The sequence below is a fragment of the Glycomyces albidus genome (genome assembly GCF_009451885.1).
Classification (GTDB): Bacteria; Actinomycetota; Actinomycetes; order Mycobacteriales; family Micromonosporaceae; genus Glycomyces; species Glycomyces albidus.
Window position 1 is genome coordinate 33499 of record NZ_WIAO01000031.1, and the last position, 21455, is coordinate 54953.

Consider the following 21455-nt stretch of genomic DNA (forward strand, 5'->3'; position numbering starts at 1 on the left):
GGGGCGCAAGGACAAGCGCGTAGAACAGTCGCCGGAGTTCGGGGACGGTCAACGGAATGCCCTCCTCTCCCGAATCCGAGACACCCCCTAAGCCCGCAGCCGCAACTGCTGAGTCCTCAAGTCAAGTGTCGCAGCAGTATTAGAGCGCGTCTCAGTTGGTGCCGTCGAGTTCAGCGAAGATGCTGCTGTGCGGGGGCACCTGGTCGGCTTCCGGAATGGTTTCGTGGCCGTTCAGGTGGGCGTTTACACGGTGTGGCTGGAACTACGGGTCACCACCACCGGATGCCGGTCAAGTCGGCGAGTGCGGTCTCAGGGTCGGTCTGTGATCGATGGTGCCGTATGAGGCGGATGCCGATGGGGGCGAGCACGGCGCAGACGGCGGCCGCGGCGGTCACGTCGAGCAGGTGTGATTCCTTCAGCACACCCACCCAGAGCCAGCCGCCCCAGATCAATACGGCGCAGCGTGCGGCACCGAGGACGCGCGACCGGTAGGCGGCGAGGGCCAACAGCACGATTCCGAGGTACTGCCCGGCCGCGCACCACACCGGAATCCTCCACGGCCCGTATGCGAGCGTCTGGTAGGACTCCATCGCGAAGTCCGTGGCCGTCTCCGGTCCATACATGTCCACCATCGCGAACACGGCGGTCTCCGCCCCGGCGTGGAAGAACCGGCCGAGCAGCGAGGCGATCAGCAGCGCCGCTCCCCAGCCCGCCAACCGCGGCGACGCGACCGCCGCGATCCGACCGAGGACCGCATAGGTTCCGAACAGGGCGACGGCGCCCAGGAGAAAGACCGCGTACCCGTTTGCGACCAGCTCCGGGTCCGCCGCGTACATCGCCAGCTCTCTCGGCGCCGCGAACGGTTGCGTCTCGAGCGCCTCGGCGCGGCCGGCCGGGGGCAGCCCCATCTGGCCCGGCAGGTACCGCAACAGCAAACCGAGACACCACAGCAGCGGGCCGATGATCAGGATCGCCCCGGTGATCAAAGGCCCGGGGAACCATATGTCAGTGCGAGCGGGACCGGGGTTGAGCCAGGCGCGAACGGCCTCATGTTTTCTCATAGCACCAGCGTTGTCACCCTGCGGCGCTGCGGCATCGGGCGATCGATCCGGTGAGTGGTCTCTTTCGTAGAGGGTCGGCCCGTCCTCGAGAAGGAGGGCGCCAGGGGCGCGCGGGGCTACGATCGCCGCATGGGGATGATCAGGACACCGCAGGACCTGTCCGTCCAGGCGGGGTCAGCGGTGCTGGCCGGGCTGGTCGTCCTCGGTGCGGGCCTGCTCGAGGGCGCCCCGGGACCGAGCGGGTACCTGTCGGCGCTGACCGGACTGGCCGACCGGCCCACTGCCGCGGCGCTGCTGGCCGCGGCCGCAGGAGTCGCCTTCTGGCGCGCACCGGTCTCCCGCGCCCCCCTGACGACATTGACGCTGATCGCGCCCCTGTTCGACGCTCTCGCAGCCGGGGCCTGCCTGGCACTGGCCGCGTTCGCATTCGCGCGCTACGACGACCGCGTCCGGCCGCGGGCCTGGTTCCTGATCGCGGCCACAGTCTGGGCGCTCGCACCCGCCGCCGCAGGCCTGGTCGCCGGGACGGGCACGCTCCGCGGTTCCGGCCCCAGCATTATCGGCGGCGTCGCGTACGTGTGGGCGCCTTTCGCGTTGGGACTGTGGCTCGCGGCGCGGCAACAGGTGTTGGATCAGATGCGCGACCGGGCCGAGCAGCTCAAGCGGGAGCGGAAGATCGTCGCCGATCAGGCGCGAGCGCGCGAGAGGACTCGGATCGCGCACGACATGCACGATGTCGTCGCGCACCGCGTCTCGCTGATGGTGCTGCACGCCGGCGCGCTCGAGGTGAACACTCACGATGCGGCCGCGGCCGAATCCGCCGAGCTGATCCGCACCGTCGGCGTCGAGGCGCTGGCGGAACTGCGCACCGTCCTCGGCCTGCTGCATGGGGACCGCACCGAGTCGCGGCCCCCGGAAACGCCGACGCTCGACAACCTTGTCCAGGACTCGGTCCACGCTGGCCTGCCGGTGCGGCTGCACCGCACCGGACTGCCGCTCCACGACCTGCCGCCGCACCTCGAGCGGACGGTGTATCGGGCGGTGCGCGAAGCGCTGACCAACATCCACAAGCACGCGGGGCCGGTGCCGTGCAGCATCGAACTCCACACCGACCCGCACCGCATCCTGCTGCGCGTACGCAACGCCCCGCCTCGCGACCGGCCGGACCTGCCCGGAACCGGGACCGGGCTCATCGCCCTCCGAGAAGCGGTGACGCTCTTCGGCGGCAAGATGACCGCCGGTCCCTGCGACGACGGCGGCTACGAGCTTCACGTCGACCTCCCCCTCGCGAGCCGGGGGCGCTCAGCGGCGGGAGCAGCATGATCCGGGTGGTGGTGGCCGATGACGAAGCACTAGTACGCGCAGGCATCAAAATGGTCCTACAACCGGCTTCCGACATCGAAGTGGTCGCCGAGGCCGCCAACGGCCGCGAAGCGGTCGCCGCGGCAACCGCGCACCGCCCGGACGTGGTGCTCATGGACGTCCGCATGCCCGCCATGGACGGCCTGGCCGCCCTCCGCGAACTCAAACGCAGAACCTCACCGTCGAAAGTGGTCATGCTGACGACCTTCGACATCGACGACTACGTCCACAGCGCCCTCGTCGAAGGCGCAGCCGGTTTCCTGCTCAAGGACACTCCGCCCCGCCAACTGACCGACGCCGTGCGGCGTGTGGCAGCCGGAGACGCCATGCTGAGCCCCGAGGTAACGCAGCGGCTCGTCGAGGCGTACATCCGGCGGACACCGCGCACCGCCCTGGCCGCGAGGCACCGCCTGGCGGTCCTGACCGACCGAGAGCGAGCCGTAGCCTTCGAAGTGGCAGAAGGGAAATCGAACGCGCAGATCGGCCGCGCGCTCGGGATGACCGAGACGACCGTGAAAGCGCATGTCAGCCGCACCCTGACCAAACTCGGACTGGAGAACCGAGTGCAGATAGCACTGCTCGTCCGCGACACCGACCTGTAAACCGGAGACCCTCGCCAGCCGGCACCGTCGGTGCCAATCCACCCCACCGACCTGGTAGAGGTCGCGTGTGAACAAATACGCCAAGCGCCTAAAAGCTGTCCCGTTATTGAGGTCAGGAAACCCCGTAGTGGTGCCGACCGGGTGCTGGGCGCGCTCGCGGCATGGAATAGCAGCGACTCGACCGGCCGGGCAACCCTGGAACGGCGGAGTGTATTGAAGTGAGGCTGTCGCTTGCGAACGGGACCTGTCCCGGGACGATCTGTCCGAGGGCGGTGGTCGGGTGGTTGCTCGCATCTGCGGGTGGTGACCGGTGAAGTGGTGTGGGCTGAGGCCGGCCCGATCGACTATCTCGCGATCTGCGTTCCATCGTGCTCAGGCGCCGCTGAGGCGCGGGCTGCCCGCCCGCCAGTGGCCCTTTCTCCGCTTCCCGGTGGGGTCGGTCAGTCGGATGCCGTCCTCGATCCGCCACAGCCACCATGCGATCGGGGTGACCGGAAGGCTGAGCAGGAACGCGATGAGCACGACCGCCTCCACCGTGCCGGGCAGCGGCAAATGGACAAACCCGCCGAGCGCCACGGTCGCGGCGACGACGGCCGATCCGGTCAACGCGGTGGTCAAATACCGTTTCCTGATCTGCTTCGTCCGCTCGACGCTGTCGAGCCGCAGCATGAGGTCCTTGCCGCATGCGGGGCACCGCAGATCGAAGCGCCTCTGCCCCCTGGCCGGGCGCGTGAAGTGGAAGTCGAACAGGTAGTAATGGCTGGTGTAGCGCCAGTACACGAACAGGTCGAGCGTGTGCTCGTGGATCTGGTGCCCGAGCTTGATCGCGATTTTCCTGCGCAACGGCTGCATCCGGCCCTCCTTGCCCTCCCGCCGGCCCTAAAGCCTGTCCCGTCCAGGCTAAGAGCTTGTCTCAGTTGATGTGCAGGGGGTCTGGTATAGATCTGGTGTGGACGAGTTCGCCAAACGCCTTGTACCCGATGGTCTCTGGGAGATCGTCGAGCCGTTGAGACCGCCCACGGCCAGACGGGCTCAGGGTGGTGGGATCCCGCGAGCCGATGACCGGGCCGTGTTCTGCGCGATCGTGTTCGCGCTGACTACCGGCTGCGCCTGGCGGCATCTGCCGCCGACGTTCGGCGTCTCGCATCAGACCGCGCACCGGCGCTTCACCGAATGGTCCGAGGCCGCACTGTGGGCGAGGCTCCACCGGCCCGTCCTGGACCGGCTCGGTGCCGCCGCGAGATCGACTGGTCCGGCGCGATTGTCGACGGCGCGAGTCTGCGGGCCAAAAAGGGGGATCGCTGACCGGCCCGAACCCGGTCGATCGCGGCAAGTCCGGCTCGAAGATCCACGTCCTGTCCGACCGGAACGGGTTGCCGCTCGCGTTCGGTGTCTCAGCGGCGAACTTGCACGACTCCCAGGCATTCGAGCCACTCATCCAGGGCATCCCCAAGATCCGCTCCCGACGCGGCCCGCGTCGCAGGAGACCCGCGAAAGTCCACGCCGAGAAGGCCTACGACATCCCCGACTGTCACCGGGCGCTGCGCGAGTGGGGCATCGGCGACCGCATCGCCCGCCGCGGGATCGAGTCTTCGACTCGGCTCGGCCGCCACCGGTGGGTCATCGAGCGCACCATCGCTTGGCTCGGCGGCTAACGCCGCCTGACCTTGCGATACGAGCGACACGGCTATCTCTTCGCCGCGTTCCTTGCCCTCGCCGCCGCCCTCACCTGCTACTAGAAACTTGCCAGGTGACGGCGCTCCGACCGCGCCTAGGAGGACAGGTGCTCAATACACCACTCGGCGTCCAGGTCACGGCAGGAAATGAGGATGGAGCCGATGGTCAACCGGATCTCATGAGTACAACCCGATTCGGCTGGAAGGATCTCATCGAGGAGTACCTCCAGGTTCGCTTGTGTTTCAGAATCTAGCCTTACCGAGAAGGCGGTAACTCCGATATAGCGGATGACCAGGACTGGCTCGCTGGGGCCCGCGAACGCTCGAAAGGCCAGTCGGGCTTGGGTGCCGCCATCGCGAGGATCAAGGCTTACCGAGTACAAGACCAGGGATTTGAGGCATCGGTCGCCGAACCCGAAGTGCCCCGGATCGGTCGCAAGCGCTGCCGCCCCACGCGGGAGCTGATCCCCAAACCGCTCAAGCCAATCCAGGTACCGCGTCGGGTCGAGGGAGAATCCGTGGTCATGCTTCTGAATGTCGATGAACTGCAAGGATCCTCCACCCGGATGTTCGATCGAGCCCGCGGCTTCGCCCTTCGCGGAGGTCATCCTACTGCGGGCTCTTCATCATTCACAGGCCCCACTTGTGCCAACCAAAGCCCACGCTTGGCCTGAACCCGTCAGAACCAACTGAGACAAGCTCTTAGAACTGGTTTCAAGTTCGATGATTATTGGATTGGCTGCGGTGCGCGGTTTTGGGCATGACGGCCGGGTGCTGGCAGAGATTCAGCGGAATCGGTCCGGTCGGCAGCCGGCGAGCTCGGGGGTTGGGCGGCCGGTGAGTATCTCTGTAGCCGCAAGGCGGCCGCATGCGGCGGCCAGGGTGATCGCTGAGTGCATTACTGCGATGTACAGGCCCTGAGCGCCAGCAGGGCGGCCGATGACCGGTTCCTCGTCGGCGGGCATCGGGCGCCAGCCGATCTCGGCGGAAACGATCTCAGTGCCTTCGGCGCCAGCGAAGGAGGCGGCGAACCGGTCGCGGACACCTCGGGCGGTCTCGTCCAGCGCGGCCCGGTTCGTCTCGCCGCGGTATGCCACGGGGGCCAAAACCGTGCCGTCGGGAAGCTGTCGGACCTCCAGCGACGGGGTCGCCACGATCGTTCGGACGAGGTTCGGCGCAGCGCGCAACCGAACCATGACAGCGGGTGAGGGCGCGACGGGCACGGTGAGGCCGATTCCGGCGCAGAGCGCGGTCGTGCCGGTTCCGGCGGCTAGGACGACGGTCTCAGCGGGAACTGTTCCGGCGATCGTCCTCACGCCGGTGACCGTGCCTCCCTGGTGGTCCAGCGCGGTCACCGGTGTACCTGTCAACAGCCGAGCGCCCTGGTCGCACGCGGCGGCCACCAGGAGTTCGGTCGCCGCGACCGGATCGAACGCGGCGTCTTCCGGGCGGTGGGCGGCCACCGCCGGGGGATCGAGCAGATGCGGCTCGAGCGCACTGACATCGTCTCTGCGCGGCCCTGGGGACTCATCGAAGCCGTCCCAACTGATAGAGCCCGACCACTGGATCGAGAGTCCCGGAAGCTCGGTCTCAAGCCGCCGATACTCCTCAAGTGCGATGTAACGCAGTGGCGCCGAGGGCAGGTTGCTCACTACCGGTCGCCCGATCCACGCGAACGACGCGCAGGTAGCGCCCGAACCGGGCAGGCCCGCATCGATCAGCGTGACGGCCCGGCCGTGCCCGGACAGGTGATACGCCAGCGACGCCCCGACGATGCCGGCGCCGACCACGACAATCCCGTCAGCCATACCAGAGTTCTACCAAGGGCGGCATCCCCGCGAAACCGAATTTCCGACAGCATCGCACTGTGGCAAGGTCGCTGGTTTTTGGACAGTTTGTGTGATGCGCGGTCGCGGGAGCGCTCGTTGAACGGGCATGGCGAACCCCCGGGAGAATGATGAGCACCTGTGGTCCCGAGTCGGGGTGCTACTCCCGGCCCATCGGCCCGGTGGGCGCGGCCCCGTTCCTCTCGATGACCGCAAGTGCCTGCAAGGCATCCTGTTCGTCCTCCACACCGGGATCGCCTGGCGCCACCTGCCCCTCTACCTCGGCTTCGGTTCGGGGGGGTCACCTGCTGGCGGCGCCATCGCCGCTGGACCAAGCCGGAGTCTGGGACTTCCTGCAGTCCGAACTGCACGCGCAGGACGAATCGACTGGTTCGCAGTATGCCTCGACGGTTGCCACCTCCGCGCGAAGAAGGGCGGCGAGGGCACCGGCCCATCGCCCGTCGACCGCGACCGTCCCGGCTCGAAGCACACCTCGCCTGCGACGCCAGCCCACTCGCGGTGATCACGACCGCTGGGACATCCCTGTCCAGGCCCTCTTCGACGAGCAGGAGCGTCACATCGTGGTCGGCACACTCGGTCCACCCGACGACCAGCGCATCGATCGCCGTCCGGTGCCGCATCTTGACCCAGTCGCGGTCACGGGTCAGCCCGGTCGAATGTTGATCACCCGCAGTGTGACGATTCGGGCCGTAGGGCCCCGTTCATCCTGACCATGTTCCCTGTTCGAACGGGCAGTTCGAGAGCAGCATGGAATCAGCGACGAGAGCTGAACAGGAGGTGGGCCTGATGAGATATCAGATGTGGCGGCACAGCTGGGACGGTCCATCAGATCACATGTCCGGCGGCGACTGGGGGTGGATGGCTTTCATGATGCTGTCCTGGGTTGCCATCCTGGTGTTGCTGGTCTGGGCGGTGGCTCGACTGAGCCGTGCGATCGAATCGCGCCATGACGCGATCGGCTCCGATCGATCGGCCGAGCGCCGCGAATCACCGCGCGAGGTGCTCGATCGACGGTACGCCGCAGGTGAGATCGACGCGGCGACCTACAGCGAGATGCGGACGCGTTTGGAAGGCGGCGGGCTCGACTCGACGTAATGCCAGCATCGTGGCCGGCAAGCAGGACCCAGGTGCAGCGCGCGCACCGTTGCCCGGCGCGGGTCCATGCGGCGTGCTCACTCCTCGGCTTTCACCACCGTGACCGGGCATTCGACATGACGAATGCAGTGCTGAGTCACCGAACCGAGCAGCGCACCCGTGAACCCGCCGTGGCCCCTGTTTCCCATGACCAGTAGGTCGGCGCCCTCAGCGGCTTCGATGAGAATCTTGGCGGGGTGCCCGCGGGACACCTGTTGCGACACCTCCACCGCGGTACGTCCGGCCATGGCCTCTCCGACGGATTGAGCCAGCTTCACTTCGGCCTCCTCGACCATCTCGCGGCCCGGGTACACGGGCACCGGCGCACCCCAGTTGCTCGGCGGTTCCCAGGCGTAGACCGCTTGGACTGTCGCGCCGGTCAATTCGGCTTGGTCCAGGGCCCATTCAAGGGCTCGAATCGAGGACGGGGAGCCGTCCACACCCGCGACGATGCGCGGGTGTCGTCCTTCGTGCGGCATCTCGGCGCTCCTGTCGAATCGTCGTCGACTTCAGTCTCTCTCCAAAGCGGCGCCATAGCCGAGGATCGGCGTCATTCATGGTGACGGCGTGCCGGGTCTTCGGCTGATGCCGCTGCAAGCCCGAGGTTCGTGTGCGAGGGCCGACGCCGTCTCACCTCGCACCGACCGTCCATGACCGCAGCCCTTGAGATCAGGGACTTTCGACCCTGATCCAATACCCCGGCACCGGCGAGACTGGAGAGCGAGAGGAAGGAGCGGGTCATGTCGAACCGCCAACAGGAGCACGGGATCGTCGTAGGCGTCGACGGATCGGAGCCCTCCAAGAAGGCGCTCGAATGGGCGCTGGCCCAGGGCGCGGCGACAGGCTCGTCGGTGCTGGCCGTGCTCGTCTGGCACATCCCCGCCAACTACGGCACCGCGGCGATGGTCCTCCCTGCGGCCGCGTTCGCCGACCAGGCGCGTTGGGAGCTGGAGAAGACCGTGGACGAGATCGCGGCCGAGTGGCCGCAGGTGCACGTCGTGCGCCGCGTCGTCGAGGGGCACCCTGCGAAGATGCTGCTCAAGGTGGCCGAGCACGCCGATCTGCTGGTGGTAGGTTCCCGGGGGCACGGCGGCTTCGTGGGTGCGATGATCGGCTCGGTGAGCCAGTACTGCGTCACACATGCGCGCTGTCCGGTAGTAATCGTTCGCCCGGGTGAATGAACCCGGTGGTGGCGGGACGGCACCTGCCGTCCCGCTTTTCCTCGTGTGCTGCGATCGGACCGAGAGACCGTCGGAATCGTGCCGGGCCGGGGGCGATCAGACATGCGCCAAGGCGATGCGGAGTCTCGCCCCGCCGACAGACCGCTGATCCTCCGCCTGTTCAGTCGCGCCGTTTCGCGGTGTTCCGGGCGTGCGCCGCGGAGAGGTCAAGGGCGACGGCCAGGATCAACGTGCCGGCCCAGACGTTCACCGGATCGAACAGCAGCGGCTCGCGGGTGCCCACGAGGTTCGCGATGAACCAGACGATGAACCAGATGAATGTCATGGCCAGTCTTCCTTTCGGGCTGATCCGGTATGCGGTTCCCCGTGTCCGCACACCGTTCGATTTCCTACTGTGTTCAAATCAGGCTGAAGGCGTTCTCTTCTTCCTGGGCGTTGTGGAGCCGCATGATCGCGTGCAAGCCGTACAGGCCGGCGCGGATATCGGTGAGTTCGTCGGGTTCGGGCTCGTCGCCGATGTCCTCGAAGCAGCGCCGCAGGCGGCGTACCTGGTGCTCGATCTCGGTGTGGGTGCGGCTCAGCGCGCCCGTCGGGTCGGGCCCGCCGAGGGCCCGGGCGACGATCGGCAGGAGCTGCTCCTCTTCGGCTCGTTCGTGCGGCAGCAGGTCGGCTTCGAGCCGGTCGAGCAGCTCTCCCAGTCGTTTCAGGTCGGCACTCGAGCCCGTCAGCCCGTCAGCGACCGTGCGGACCTGTTCGATCAGCGGACCGAGAGCGGTGTGCTGGACGTACAGCCGCCGGGCGGCGGCCAGGTCCGCGGCCGGCAGTACGACCGTATGGGTCCGACCGGGCAGGAGGACCGTCAGCGCCATCGCGATCGCGGCGACGTCGATGCCTTCCTGAAGGACGGCGCCGAGCGTCGGCGTCAGCAGCCCGAACGCCGCCAGCGCCATCGCGGCGGCGGACAGCGCCATGCCGGTTGCGGCGGCACGGCGCGCGATCCGGTGGCTGCGGCGGGCGATGAAGATGGCGTCGGCCAAGCCGTCGATGCGGTCGGAGGTGAGCACGATGTCGGCGGCTTCGGCGGAGGCGGTCGCACCGCGCGCGGCGAGCGCCACTCCGACCGCGGCGGCCGCCAGCGCTGGTGCGTCGTTGACGCCGTCGCCGACCATGATGGTCGGCGCGGTGGCCTGCTCGTCCTCCACGATGGCGAGCTTCTCGGCAGGGTCCCGGTCGGCGTAGACGGCGTCGGTCCCCACGATCCGCCCGACCGACTCGGCGATGTCGGCGCGATCGCCGGTGATGAGCACGGTGCGCTGGATTCCGGCATACCGGAGCGCCCGCATCATCCGCGGCGCGTCGGCGCGGAGCGGGTCGGTGAGCAGGAAGACCCCCGCCGGCCGCCCGTCGACGGCTGCGAACACCGTCAGGGAGCCCTCGACGGCGGCTCGACGCCGCGCGCGGCGGACCCATGCGGGGGGAGGGTCTGCGAGGATCCAGACCGCTTTGCCGAGGCGCACCTCGCGTCCGTCCACGCGGCCCTGCAGACCGTATCCGGGCCGTTCCGCGACTTCGGACGCCGGCGCGAGAGCGATGCCGCGGTCCCGGGCGGCGGTGACGATGGCGGCGGCGAGCACATGCGCCGACGTCTGGTCCAGAGAGGCGGCAAGGCGCAGCAACTCGTCGGCATCCATGCCGTCCGCGGTGACGACTTCGCTGATGGAGGGACGCCCGCGGGTGAGCGTCCCGGTCTTGTCGAAGAGCAGGACCCGTGCCGCGGCGAGCTGTTCGAGGGCGGCCCCGCCTTTGATGATGACGCCGTGCCTCGAGGCGCGTGAGAGGCCGGACATGATCGCGATGGGAGCGGCGAGGAGCAGGGGACAGGGCGTCGCGACTACGAGTACGGCGACGGCGCGGACCGGGTCGCCGGACAGCGCCCACGCGAGGCCGGCGACCGCGAGCGTCAGCGGCACGAACGCCACGGCGAAGCGGTCGGCGAGGCGCACGAACGGCGCAGTGGAAGCCTGCGCCTGTTCGACCAGCCGCACGATCCCCGAGTAGGCGGACCGGTCGGCGGTCTCGGTGGCGATCATCCGCGCAGGGCGGCCCGCATTGACGACGCCGCTGCGGACGTTATCGCCGGCGGGACGCTCGACCGGCATGGGCTCACCGGACAGGGCGGACTCGTCGAACGAGGTGGATTCGAGGAGACGACCGTCGACCGGCACGATCTCGCCCGCGCCGACCAGGAGGCGATCGCCGACCGCGACTTCGGAGACCGGGATCTCGTGCAGGCCGCCGTCGCCTTCACGGCGTGCGATCCGCGGCGCTCGCGCCGCGAGGGCGCCCAGCTCCCTCGCGGCGCGAGCCGAAGCACGGGCTTCCAGGACGCCGCCGGTGAAGAGCATGACCGCGATGATCGCTCCTGCGAGAGGCTCGCGCACCAGCAGGGCGCCGACCAGGGCCAGCCAGGCGATCACATCCACCGAGGGCCGGCGGCGGCGAAGCGCCACCGCGATGGTGACCGTCGAGTAGGACAGGCCGAGCACGGTCGCGGCGATCCATAGGGCCGTCGCGAGTCCGTCGCCGCCGGAGAGCGAGCTCGCTGCACCGACCAGGAGCAGGGCGGTCGCCGTGATGAACAGGATCGTGTCGCGCCCGGTCGTCGGCTCGCTGAGGCCCGGACCCGGTTTCGAGGCTGTCATGTCACCGGTCGTCTCCCCTCTGCTCCATGGTCCCACTCGAGGGCCCCGGGTGCCGCCCTTCCTGCGGCTGCTGCACCGCGCCTTCCTCGACCGCCCCCGTGCTCCCAGTCGGGGTCGTGCTCGTTTCGCCGAGCGCCTGGGCTGCGTCGCGAAGCGCGGGCCGTCGCGACCGCGACGCCGCGGGCGAGGCCATGGCGTCCCTGAGCCGGGCCGCGGCCTGCTCCGGGAACACCGGATTCACCGCCATCCCTGAGCCCAGTTCGAATCCGCCGGCGACGGCGAGGCGGGGCATCACATCCAGGTGCCAAGAGCAGAACGAGGTGCGTTCCTCGCCGTTGGGTGCGCTGATGATCATGTAGCTGTAAGGGACGTCGCCGAGCATCCGGCGAAGCGCGGTCAGTAGCCGGCGCACCATGTTCGCCGTGTCGGCCACCGTTTCCCCGGACTCGTCCGCGAACGACGCCCGCTGCTCTCGCGGTGTGATCCGAATCTGGTACGGCGCCGAGGAGGCGAAGGGTGCATGCGCCACCACGTGCTCGGAAACGGCGATGACGCGTGTGCCCTCGCCGAGTTCGGCGGCGGTGACGTCGGCATCGAGGGGGTTGCCGCGGTCCTCGTAGTAGGCGCGGGCGATGTCCAAGCGCCGTCGGAACCGATCCGGCACGACCCGGACCGCGACGATCTGCGAGTGCGGATGGGGCAGTGAGGCTCCCGAAGCGGTGCCGTGGTTGCGAAACGGGAGTACCAGACTTGCCCGGCCGTCGCGCAGTGCGCGGGACCGGGCGCGGTACGCCTCGAAGACGGCGGCCACCGCTTGTTCGTCGAGGTCCGGCAGGTCCAGGTCGTGGCGACGCCCCTCGATGACGACCTCGTGGGAGCCGAACCCATCGGTCGTCACGAACGGGCCGTCGCGGCGGTGGCGGGCCGGGACAGGCCGGTCGGCCAGGAGAGGGAAGCGGTTGGGGACCACTCGGACCGTCCAGCCGCCGTCCGCATCGTGCCGCCGCCAGAGCTCCGGCGGCGTGCGGTCCTCATTGCCAGGGCAGAAGGGGCAGTCCGGCTCGGTACTGACGGGCGGGGGCGGTGCCGTCACCGGTTGCGACAGTCGGTTCGGGCGGTGGGCACGTCCTGGAGCGAGGACGACCCAGTCGCGGGTGAGGGGATCCCGCCGGAGCTCCGGCACCGTCTGCTCCGGTTCGACTTCCCTTCGCCCCGACGGCCTCATGATCCTCCTCGCGAGGCCGTGCGCAGGAACAACTCCGGGTTCTCCGCGAATTCTCGGGCGCAGGAGGCCGAGCAGAACCGGTAGGTCCTTCCTCCGTAGCCGTACCGGTGCTCGTTCTCTTGGTGCAGCAGCATGCCGCACACGGGGTCGCGGTCCTCACCTGCGACCGCTGCCGCCGCCGGCGACCGCGGGGGCGGGGGGTTCTGCTTGAGCAGATCGGCATAGAGCTGGAGTTCGTCGCCGATGAGACGCGGCAGCAGGAACCGGCGTCGGACCAGTTCGCGGCCCGCGAGCGCCAGGCGGCGACCCTCGGCGGGGTCCAGGAGCAGATCGAGGACGCGCTCGGCGCACTCTTCGACGCTGCCGACCAGGTGGCCGCCGACTCCGTCGGCGAGTTGCAGCGGAATGCCGCCGGCCCGGCCGGCGACGACCGGAGTTCCCTTCCAGGTCGCCTCGGTGACCACGAGGCCGAACCCTTCCCGGAGGGACTTCTGGATGACCACGTCGGCATGGCGCTGGAAGGCGTTGACCTCGATGTTGCCGACGCCGGTGAGGTTGGTGAACAGGTAGATGTCGGGGTCGTCCGCCGCGTCGGCACTGATCTCGCGGTAGACCTGCCAGCCTTCGGGGTCGTCGAGCGCCATCGAGCCGACCAGCGCCAGTTGGACCTGCGGTATGCGGCGTTTGACGAGCCGGTAGGCGGCGATCACCCCGAGGGGGTCCTTCCAGTGGTCGAACCTGGAGACCTGCACCAGCAGCGGCCGCGCGACGTCGACTCCGATCCAGTCCAGCACCTCGGTCGCCAGGTCCGCATCCAGGTCGAGGTTCTTGGGGCTGAGCGGGTCTATCGCGGGAGGGATGATCTCCACGCGGCCGGGCGGTGCGTCCGGCGGAGCGAACGAGCCGAGGGTGTACACCGCGGCGTCGTAGTCGCCGAGCAGCGGCGCCAGCCGGGCCAGCACCGCCGGGTCGGGCTCGGAGCTGTCGATGTGGCACCTCCAGATCCAGACGGCGTCCCGGCGGCCGACCAGGCTCCGCAGCATCAGCGGTTGCGGATCGTGGACGACCACGATGTCGTAGGACCCCTCGACCTGCTCGGCCGCCTGGGCGGATGTCTGCTCGTAGATTTCCCATTCCCGCTCCGTCACCCCTCGCGTACCGCCCTGGAGCGCATTGTGGATGGCCTTGGTCACCGCGAAGAACTCATTGGAACCGGGGATGGTCTTCCACCTGGCGACGATGCCGAGGTCGCGCAGCAGCGGCACCTCTGATCGCAGGATCTCGGCCACCCCGCCGCCGTACGGGGTGGCGTTCACGTGCAGCACGCGCAGACCCTGCAGGGTCTGCGCCAATCGCCGCAATTCGTCGACCGCCGCATCACCTGCGGTGGATCGGTACTTGTCCAGGCTGCTTCGGCCGACCTCGACGTTCTGGAGCATTGTCATCGCCTCCGGCGGCCGGCCGTGGAACCCGCTGCGCTGCGAGCACTTGACGCGACCATTCCTGATTCTTACTCCCATCGCCGGCTCTCGACGCGGGTTCGCCGGGTTGGCCGCCGCGGGGCCGGAGTCATCGCGGGCGCCGGTGTGCACGCAGGTGCTTGTCGAGTGCGTCGACGACGAGCACGGCGGCCGCACCCGCGAGCGCCACGGTCCAGCCGGCCACCGGGGGAGCGCGGTGTCCGAGGGCCTCGGCCACGGGCGGTACGTAGAGGAGGGCCAGCCCCATGGCGATGTCCGCGCCTACGGCACCGAGGAGCAGCGGATTGCCGGTCCAGCCCAGGGCCGCGGGTGTCGAAGCGGAGCTGCGGCAGGCGAACGCGTTCGCCGCCTGAGCCATGATGACTGCTATGAAGGCGGCGCCGGAGGCGGCCGCGAGGACGTCACCGGTCGGGAACGGTTCGCCGGGCCGCCAGCCGGCCGAAGTGAACGAGGCAACGAAGGCCGCGAGGGTGAACACCGCGACGGTCGGGCCGAGGACGCCGAAGGCCCGGCGGGTGACGGTGCGGTTGAGCAGCCTGCCGCAGACCGGCGGGCGCTCCAGCGTGTGCCGTCCGGGAGGCTCGGCGCCGAGTGCGACGGCCGAGAGGGTGTCGGTCGCGATGTCGATGGCGAGGATCTGGAGCACGCCGAGCGCCAGGGGGAACTGACCGCCGGTGAGCGCCCAGACGATGAAGGGGGCGACTTCGGCGACATTGTCGGTGAGGTGGTAGGTGAGGAACCGCCGGATGTTCAAGAACGTGGCCCGGCCCTGTTCCACTCCGGCGACGATCGTGGCGAAGTGGTCGTCGAGCAAGACCAGGTCGGCCGCCTCGCGGGCCACGTCGGTTCCCGACAAACCCATGGCGACGCCGATGTCGGCTTCGCGGAGCGCGGGCCCGTCGTTCACGCCGTCGCCGGTCATGGCCACCACGTGCCCGCGCTGCCGGAGCGCTCGTGCGATCCGCAGTTTGTCCTCGGGGGAGACGCGGGCGATGACGATGCCGTCGTGGTCGATGCCGGCGCCGAGCGCGTCGTCGGCAGGCAGATCGGCGCCGACGACGACGAGGCCGCCTGGACTGCGCAGCCCCACCTGGTCGGCGATCGCCGACGCGGTCATCGGATGGTCGCCGGTCATCATCGCAATCTTGATGCCGGCGCGTCGACAGGCGGCGATCGACGACTGGACGTCCGGCCGTGGTGGATCTTCAAGCCCCACCAGCCCGTACAGTTCGAGCCCCCGCTCGGCCTCGGCCGCTGTGGCGGGAGGCCGGTCGCCGACCGGGCGGCCCGCGACGGCCAGGACCCGCATCCCCCGGGAGGTGAGCTCCTCTACCACCGCGGATGCGCCCCGATCCTCCCCACACAGCGGGAGCACAGCATCAGGTGCGCCCTTCACCAGGACGGTGCCACCGGTGACCACGGCCATGCGCCGGCGTCTGGGATCGAACGGAAAGCGTGAATCGGGCTCCGGCGCGTCCCGCAGACCGGGCCATCTCGCCGAGACGCGGTGCGCGAAAGCGTCAAGGGCGGCCTCCATCGGATCGCCGTGCGCACGCCAGGACCCCTCTGCCGCGAAGACGTACCCGCTCCCGCAGCGCGCACCGGCCACTGCAAGCCTGACGACGGCATCGTGGGTGTCAGGGCTCGAGTAGGTGACCGGGGCCCTGGGGGCGTATCCCGGCGCCCCGATTCCCGCGCGACCGGTCGGCGTCCACGCCTCGATCACGGTCATCTGGTTCAGTGTCAGGGTGCCGGTCTTGTCCGTGCAGACGAACGTCGTCGAACCGAGCGTCTCCACCGCCTCGAGGTGCCGGACGAGCGCCCGCCGGTGCGCCATCTGCTCGGCACCCCACGCCAGCGCCAGCGTAACTGTCGGCAGCAGCGCCTCCGGAATGAGCGCGACGGTGACGCCGATACTGAAGACGAGCCGGTCGACCAAGGGAACGCCGAGCAATGCCTCGACGGCGAAGAAGACGAAGCCGACTCCGAGGGCGATGGCGCTGATCGTGCGCACGACTCGGCGCAGCTCGCGAGACAGGGGCCCCGTCGACCCAGCGGCGCCGCTCGACAGCCGCGCGATTCCCGCGAGCCGAGTGTCACCGCCGGTGGCGGTGACGAGCGCCTCCCCTTCGCCTTCAACCGCGAACGTCCCGGCGTAGAGCCGGACACCGGCCCCGACCGCGGTCGGTTCGCTCTCACCCGTCAGCATCGACGTGTCGATGCGAAGGTCCGCATGCGGCCCCGAAACGGCGTCGGCTGGAATCCGGTCTCCGGATTCGAGCAGGAGAAGGTCGCCTCTGACGATGTCGGCCGCGTCGACGGTCGTCCTGCGGCCGTCGCGCCGGACCGTCACTCTGGTCGGCATGAGTGCTTTGAGGCGATCCGCGGATCGGTCGGCTCGGTGCTCTTGGACGAATGCGAACGTGCCGTTCAAGATGATGACCGCCGCGATCGCCGTGCCCAGTTGGGGCATGCCGGCGACGAAGGCGAGCCCGGCCGCGACCCACAGGACCAAGGCGAAGAAGTGGAACATCTGCCGGACGAACCGCCATATCGCCGGGCGCCGCCGCTCGGTCGGCAGGACGTTCGGTCCGTCGCGGGCGAGCGCGGCCGCGGCCGCGGCGGAGGTGAGGCCGACCGAGGCAACGTCGGCAGGGCCGGACGGTCCCGGCGCCGGTGAGGTCACACTGTCCCCCGGTCGGCGGCTCCCGCACAGCGGCGCGCGAGCCGTCCTGCGTCAGGCGGGGTCATGGCAGACCGCCTCCACGTTGTTCCCGTCGGGGTCTCGGACGTATGCGGCGTAGTAGTGCTCGTGGTACTCCGGGTGGAGTGCCGGTTCGTGCAGCGACTCGGCGCCCGCCCGCACGGCCGTGGCGTGGAAGGCGTCCACGGCGGATCGGTTCGGTGCCGTGAACGCGAGGTGCACCTCTCGGGCCGCTCCTGCGGTCTCGACGGGACCGATCCAGAAGTCGGGTCCCTCCTTGCCGTAGCCGACTACCGGCCCGAAGTCGAGGATGCGGTGGCCGCCCACCGTTTCGAGTACGGCGTCGTAGAAGGCCGCCGAGCGTTCGGGGTTCTCGCATTGGATTGAGACGTGGTCGATCATCTCTTCACTGTCTCACCGGACTTCCGGCGAACGGAGCGGAATTCGTCGCAGCCGGCCGGTCTCGCGCCTGGTGCGCGGGGCCCGCCCCAGCCGCCGCAGGGTTGCATGCAAGTTCCCGGTCACCACCCTCCGAAAGGGCGCGGATCATGCCTATCTTCGCCGCAGCGGGGCACCGATCCGCCAGTCGGGTTAGGGTCCGAGAGAGGAGGATCGGTATGTCCGATCGTGAAAGTGAACGTGACGTCGTGGTCGTGGGCGTGGACGGGTCGCCGTCGTCGCGGGAGGCCTTGGAGTGGGCGATGCGGCAGGCCGAGACCACTGGAGCGAAGGTCGTCGCCGTGCAGGCGTGGCTGGCACCGACCGATTACGCGACCGGTGGACTGCTGATCCCCGAGGAGCAGTGGGTCGCGGAGGCGAGCGGGTCGCTGAACGCGATCGTCTCGCAGGTCGCCGCCGCGCGGCCGCAGGTGCCGATCGAGCAGCGGGTCGTCAAGGGGCACCCGGTCACGGTCCTGGTGGATCAGGCCAGAGGCGCTGATCTCCTGGTCGTGGGCAGTCGCGGACGAGGCGGATTCGCGGGGGCACTGCTCGGTTCGGTGAGCCACCATGTCCTCCACCGCGCTCCGTGCCCCGTCGCCGTCGTCCGCGGCAAGGCGGACGGCAGGAAGCGAACGCCGTGAATCAAGGCGGGCGTTTCCTGCTGAGCCCTGTCGGAGCGTGGGTCGCCGGTCGGGTCGAACCGCTGCACCGGCCTTGCGTCCTCGCGCGACGCGTCGTTTCCAACCCTGACGGCGGCATGCCGTGAAGACCGAGATCAAAATCTCTTAAGGAGGCCGGCCAGTGTCGAGGAAGACGCGTCATGGGCGCATCATCGTGGGCGTCGACGGCTCCCCTGCTTCGGTCCAGGCGCTGCGATGGGCGTTGGACCAAGCTGAGCTCACGGGGGCCCGGGTCGAGGCGGTCTGCGCCTGGGAAGGCGCGCGAAGTCGAGGAGCATCGGGCCAGGTTTATCCCGATGACGATCCGGCCGAGTCGGCTGCGGTCGCACTGTCCGAGGCCATCGGTGAGGCGGTGACCGGACGCGACGCCGTGGAGGTCGCGCACCGCCTCATTGAAGGGCGAGCCGCTGACGTGCTCGTCGAAGCGGCCGAGTCTGCGGACTTGCTGGTCATGGGCAACAGGGGCCGTGGTCGCTTCACCGGCGCACTGCTCGGGTCGGTCACCCAGGACTGCGTGCACCGCGCGCCCTGCCCGGTCGTGGTGATCCGGAACGAGAACACCGCATGAGGCGCCCCTCGTCGGTCCGCACGGCCGGTAGCGGCGGGGATCTGTAATCTGTGTTCGCGCGATTCTGGGTTTTCATGGCGCCGGCCACCCGCTCGGGAGACCCTGAATTGGGGTGTGCAAGCGAAAGGGGGCGTCAATGGACAGGCTTGAGGGCAGGGTCGCGCTGGTGACCGGGGCGGCCAGTGGTATCGGGCACGCCGCGGTCGTGCGTCTCGCCGCCGAGGGTGCGGCGGTCGTCGTGGCCGACATACAGGACGGCCCGGGGGAAGCGGTGGCGGAGGAGGTGCGGGGCCAAGGCGGGCGGGCGGTCTTCCAGCACCACGACGTCGCCGACGAGTCCTCGTGGCAGGGCTGCCTCCAGCGGACGCTGGACGAGTTCGGGCGCCTCGACATTCTGGTGAACAATGCCGGCATCGGCGACGTCGCCACGATCGAGGAGACCTCCAGAGACGACTACGAGCGAACGATCGCAGTGGACCAGACCGGCGTGTTCCTCGGCATGAAGACTGCGGCCCCAGCGTTGAAGGAGTCGGGGCACGGCTCGATCGTGAACATCAGTTCGATCTTCGGCGCATCGGGCGGCTTCGGGACCTCTCCCGCCTACCACGCGGCCAAGGGAGCGGTGCGGATCCTGACCAAGAACGCGGCGCTGCACTGGGCACGGGAAGGGGTGCGGGTGAACTCGGTCCACCCGGGGTTCATCGACACCCCGATGCTCGCTGCGGTCAAGGGGACCGAGTACGAGACGGCGATGATCGACCTCACGCCGGTGGGGAGGCTCGGCAGTCCCGATGAGGTCGCGGCGTGCGTGGCATTCCTCGCCGGTGACGACGCCTCGTTCATCACCGGCTCGGAGCTGTACGTCGACGGCGGCTTTCTCGCGCGGTGATGATCGCCGGAATGGTGCCGCACCCGAGTGCGCGCGAAACCGGGATGTCATCCCTCGGCGCTGCGGACGACCACGACCGGGCATGCGGCGTGCTGCGCGCACCTCTGGCTGACGGAGCCCAACAGGGATCGGGCGAAGGCGCCGTACCCGCGGCTACCCACGACCAGGAGGTCGGCATCCTTGGCCTTGCTCAGTAGCACGCCCGCCGGATCGCCCATCACCACTCGGCGGTGCACCGTCACTCCGGAGTCGCCGGCGGTCACCTTTCCGATCGCGGCCGCGAGCGCCGTACTCGCTTCAGCGGCGATGTCCTCACCGGGCAGCAGGGCGACCGGCGTCCCGAAGCTGATCGGAAACTCCCAGGCGTGGACCGCCTCCACCTCGGCCCCGGTGGCCTCCGCCTGCTTCAGGGCCCAACGCAGCGCGAGAATCGACGACGGCGAGCCGTCGACTCCCACGACAATCCGTCCCCGGTGCTGTTCCTCGTCCGATGCGTCCATCGCTACCTCCTGGCACCTAGCCTGCCCCAGACTCGCGGGCGACGTGTCTGCAAACGCCGATTCCGTACCGGCCTCGGGGGTTGACGATGGCGCGCGCTGGGTCGAATCGGCCTTTCACCGTCCTTGTGCTGCCACGCCGTTCCGTGCGGCTGAGCGATACGACCGAACGCCCCTCCAGGGCCACCCGCGGAAGCGAGACTTGAAGGTGATCACTTTCGATCAGCACGCGGCGGGGAGCTGATGATCTTGAGACCGGACGGGATTCCGCACAGCGGGGGCGGCCGAGAGACCCCGGCACCCGAGCCGACGAGACCCCTGGCTGCGTCGCGTGAGCAGCGCGGAGCCGACACCGCCCGGTACTTGACCTACATACTCGTGGCATTGACAACGGCCTCTGCTGCGGCCGGGCTCTGGATCCCGGGGTTGTATCGGGACGCTCCGGCGGCCGAGGCCGTGTTCCGGGGGTACGACCTGGTGTCATTGGTGATCGTGTCGCCCGGTCTGTTGGTCGCGGCGCTGCTGGCGCGGCGGGGGTCGATGCGGGCGCAGCTCTCGTGGGCGGGCTTGCTGGCCTACTGCGTGTACGGCTACGCGTTCTACGTCTTCGGGACGGCGTTCAACGACGTGTTCCTGATCCACGTGGCGGTTTTCACGCTGTCGATCGCCACCCTCGTGCTCTTGCTGGCGAACCTCGACGTCGCCGGTATCGCCGCACGGTTCAGGGAGCGTACTCCGGTCCGAACGGTCAGCGTGCTGCTCATTCTCCTGGCGGTTCCAATCGGCGTGTTCTGGGTGTTCTTCTCGCTGCGGATGGCCGTCACGGGCGAGCCGCCCGCCGACACACTGCTCGTGCAGTCCCAGGCCCAACTCCACCTCGCGTACGCCCTGGACCTCGCTCTGCTGGTCGCGCCTTATGTACTGGTGGCGGTGCTGCTCTGGCGCCGGGCGGCCTGGGGCTTCGTTGGCGCGACGGTATTGCTGGTGTCCGGCCTGGTGCACCAGTTGAGCTACATAGCAGCGCTGTGGTTCCAGGCGCAGGCGGAGGTGCCCGGTGCAACCGCCTTCGACCCCCAGGAACCCATCGTCTTCGCCGTGTTCCTGGTTGCTCTCGTGCTGCTGCTGGCAAACCTGTCCGGCAGAGCGGGTGGAGCCCGGGCTCATGGTCGTCCGGCAGACACACGCTGAGCTACACCGTGGCCGGATTCCCGATGCGGACATGCCCGGTTTCGGCGGCACCTCTCCGAGGTCCATGCAGACCACTCCCCCAGCCCTAGATGTGATGTCCAGGGACGTTGTTCCGTGGTTGTAGCGGATTCGTCTGACAGGTGAAGGCCTCCGGTTGTGAAGTGGAGCTGCTGAATGCACTGCTTCACGACCTGGAGGCCTTCATGTCCCACGCTAA

General features: G+C 69.0%; 21 protein-coding genes and 1 pseudogene. 10 read left to right on the forward strand and 12 right to left on the reverse strand.

What is annotated here, in order from left to right; translation table 11 throughout:
- Nucleotides 1–269: 269 nt before the first annotated feature.
- A complete protein-coding gene (locus GFD30_RS20510; RefSeq protein WP_153027045.1) occupies nt 270–986 on the reverse strand; it encodes a hypothetical protein in 717 nt (238 codons plus the stop codon).
- 204 nt (nt 987–1190) lie between these two features.
- Here GFD30_RS20510 and GFD30_RS20515 point away from each other — a divergent pair, with 204 nt between their 5' ends.
- Together GFD30_RS20515 and GFD30_RS20520 are read left to right on the forward strand one after the other, a co-directional pair.
- Nucleotides 1191–2384 (forward strand): sensor histidine kinase, encoded by a 1194-nt coding sequence (locus GFD30_RS20515; protein WP_153027046.1) that lies wholly within the window; start codon nt 1191–1193, stop codon nt 2382–2384.
- Nucleotides 2381–3025: a response regulator gene (locus GFD30_RS20520; protein ID WP_153027047.1), complete on the forward strand. Its 645-nt coding sequence runs from the start codon at nt 2381–2383 to the stop codon at nt 3023–3025. Before GFD30_RS20515 ends, GFD30_RS20520 begins: the two co-directional genes overlap by 4 nt.
- A gap of 372 nt (nt 3026–3397) precedes the next feature.
- On the opposite strand, the gene GFD30_RS20525 is transcribed toward GFD30_RS20520, so the two are convergent.
- A complete protein-coding gene (locus GFD30_RS20525; RefSeq protein ID WP_153027048.1) occupies nt 3398–3877 on the reverse strand; it encodes a hypothetical protein in 480 nt (159 codons plus the stop codon).
- A gap of 97 nt (nt 3878–3974) precedes the next feature.
- Here GFD30_RS20525 and GFD30_RS20530 point away from each other — a divergent pair.
- Nucleotides 3975–4764 (forward strand): annotated as a pseudogene (locus tag GFD30_RS20530) (IS5 family transposase).
- A gap of 32 nt (nt 4765–4796) precedes the next feature.
- Here the strand turns inward: GFD30_RS20530 and GFD30_RS20535 are convergent.
- Together GFD30_RS20535 and GFD30_RS20540 are read right to left on the reverse strand one after the other, a co-directional pair.
- A complete protein-coding gene (locus GFD30_RS20535; RefSeq protein WP_153027049.1) occupies nt 4797–5309 on the reverse strand; it encodes a hypothetical protein in 513 nt (170 codons plus the stop codon).
- A gap of 177 nt (nt 5310–5486) precedes the next feature.
- On the reverse strand, nt 5487–6509 hold the full coding sequence (locus tag GFD30_RS20540; protein ID WP_153027050.1) for an NAD(P)/FAD-dependent oxidoreductase: 1023 nt from the start codon (nt 6507–6509) through the stop codon (nt 5487–5489).
- Nucleotides 6510–6636: 127 nt separating this feature from the next.
- Here GFD30_RS20540 and GFD30_RS28310 point away from each other — a divergent pair, with 127 nt between their 5' ends.
- Complete coding sequence (locus tag GFD30_RS28310; protein WP_153027051.1) at nt 6637–7050, forward strand: transposase; 414 nt, start codon at nt 6637–6639, stop codon at nt 7048–7050.
- Nucleotides 7051–7334: 284 nt separating this feature from the next.
- Entirely contained in the window at nt 7335–7643 is a 309-nt protein-coding gene (locus GFD30_RS20550; protein ID WP_153027052.1) for an SHOCT domain-containing protein, read from the forward strand.
- Between the two features lie 77 nt (nt 7644–7720).
- Here GFD30_RS20550 and GFD30_RS20555 read toward each other — a convergent pair whose 3' ends face one another.
- Entirely contained in the window at nt 7721–8161 is a 441-nt protein-coding gene (locus tag GFD30_RS20555) for a universal stress protein (RefSeq protein ID WP_153027053.1), read from the reverse strand.
- 261 nt (nt 8162–8422) lie between these two features.
- Between GFD30_RS20555 and GFD30_RS20560 the strand changes: the two genes are divergently transcribed.
- The gene (locus GFD30_RS20560; protein WP_153027054.1) at nt 8423–8863 is read left to right on the forward strand and encodes a universal stress protein; all 441 of its coding nucleotides are present in this window, start codon (nt 8423–8425) and stop codon (nt 8861–8863) included.
- A gap of 160 nt (nt 8864–9023) precedes the next feature.
- On the opposite strand, the gene GFD30_RS26385 is transcribed toward GFD30_RS20560, so the two are convergent.
- The 6 genes from GFD30_RS26385 to GFD30_RS20585 form a co-directional block, all read right to left on the reverse strand.
- The gene (locus GFD30_RS26385; RefSeq protein ID WP_194202040.1) at nt 9024–9188 is read right to left on the reverse strand and encodes a hypothetical protein; all 165 of its coding nucleotides are present in this window, start codon (nt 9186–9188) and stop codon (nt 9024–9026) included.
- Between the two features lie 73 nt (nt 9189–9261).
- On the reverse strand, nt 9262–11565 hold the full coding sequence (locus GFD30_RS20565) for a heavy metal translocating P-type ATPase (protein ID WP_153027055.1): 2304 nt from the start codon (nt 11563–11565) through the stop codon (nt 9262–9264).
- A 1-nt stretch (nt 11566) separates the two neighbouring features.
- On the reverse strand, nt 11567–12790 hold the full coding sequence (gene galT, locus GFD30_RS20570) for a galactose-1-phosphate uridylyltransferase (RefSeq protein WP_153027056.1): 1224 nt from the start codon (nt 12788–12790) through the stop codon (nt 11567–11569).
- Nucleotides 12787–14229 (reverse strand): glycosyltransferase, encoded by a 1443-nt coding sequence (locus GFD30_RS20575; RefSeq protein WP_153027057.1) that lies wholly within the window; start codon nt 14227–14229, stop codon nt 12787–12789. The genes galT and GFD30_RS20575 overlap by 4 nt, the downstream gene beginning before the upstream one ends.
- A 130-nt stretch (nt 14230–14359) precedes the next feature.
- The gene (locus tag GFD30_RS20580; RefSeq protein WP_407649122.1) at nt 14360–16957 is read right to left on the reverse strand and encodes a cation-translocating P-type ATPase; all 2598 of its coding nucleotides are present in this window, start codon (nt 16955–16957) and stop codon (nt 14360–14362) included.
- Nucleotides 16958–17008: 51 nt separating this feature from the next.
- On the reverse strand, nt 17009–17377 hold the full coding sequence (locus GFD30_RS20585; protein WP_153027059.1) for a VOC family protein: 369 nt from the start codon (nt 17375–17377) through the stop codon (nt 17009–17011).
- A gap of 215 nt (nt 17378–17592) precedes the next feature.
- On the opposite strand from GFD30_RS20585, the gene GFD30_RS20590 reads away from it, so the two are divergent.
- The 3 genes from GFD30_RS20590 to GFD30_RS20600 all read left to right on the forward strand — a co-directional run bounded on the left by GFD30_RS20590 (nt 17593) and on the right by GFD30_RS20600 (nt 19553).
- Entirely contained in the window at nt 17593–18057 is a 465-nt protein-coding gene (locus GFD30_RS20590) for a universal stress protein (RefSeq protein ID WP_153027060.1), read from the forward strand.
- A 160-nt stretch (nt 18058–18217) separates the two neighbouring features.
- Complete coding sequence (locus tag GFD30_RS20595; protein WP_322633456.1) at nt 18218–18664, forward strand: universal stress protein; 447 nt, start codon at nt 18218–18220, stop codon at nt 18662–18664.
- A gap of 136 nt (nt 18665–18800) precedes the next feature.
- Nucleotides 18801–19553, forward strand: a complete 753-nt coding sequence (locus GFD30_RS20600; RefSeq protein WP_153027061.1) for an SDR family NAD(P)-dependent oxidoreductase — start codon at nt 18801–18803, stop codon at nt 19551–19553.
- A 47-nt stretch (nt 19554–19600) separates the two neighbouring features.
- On the opposite strand, the gene GFD30_RS20605 is transcribed toward GFD30_RS20600, so the two are convergent.
- Nucleotides 19601–20053, reverse strand: coding sequence for a universal stress protein (locus GFD30_RS20605; RefSeq protein WP_153027062.1), 453 nt, complete (start codon nt 20051–20053; stop codon nt 19601–19603).
- Between the two features lie 360 nt (nt 20054–20413).
- Between GFD30_RS20605 and GFD30_RS20610 the strand changes: the two genes are divergently transcribed.
- Entirely contained in the window at nt 20414–21238 is an 825-nt protein-coding gene (locus GFD30_RS20610; protein ID WP_153027063.1) for a hypothetical protein, read from the forward strand.
- Nucleotides 21239–21455: the final 217 nt, after the last annotated feature.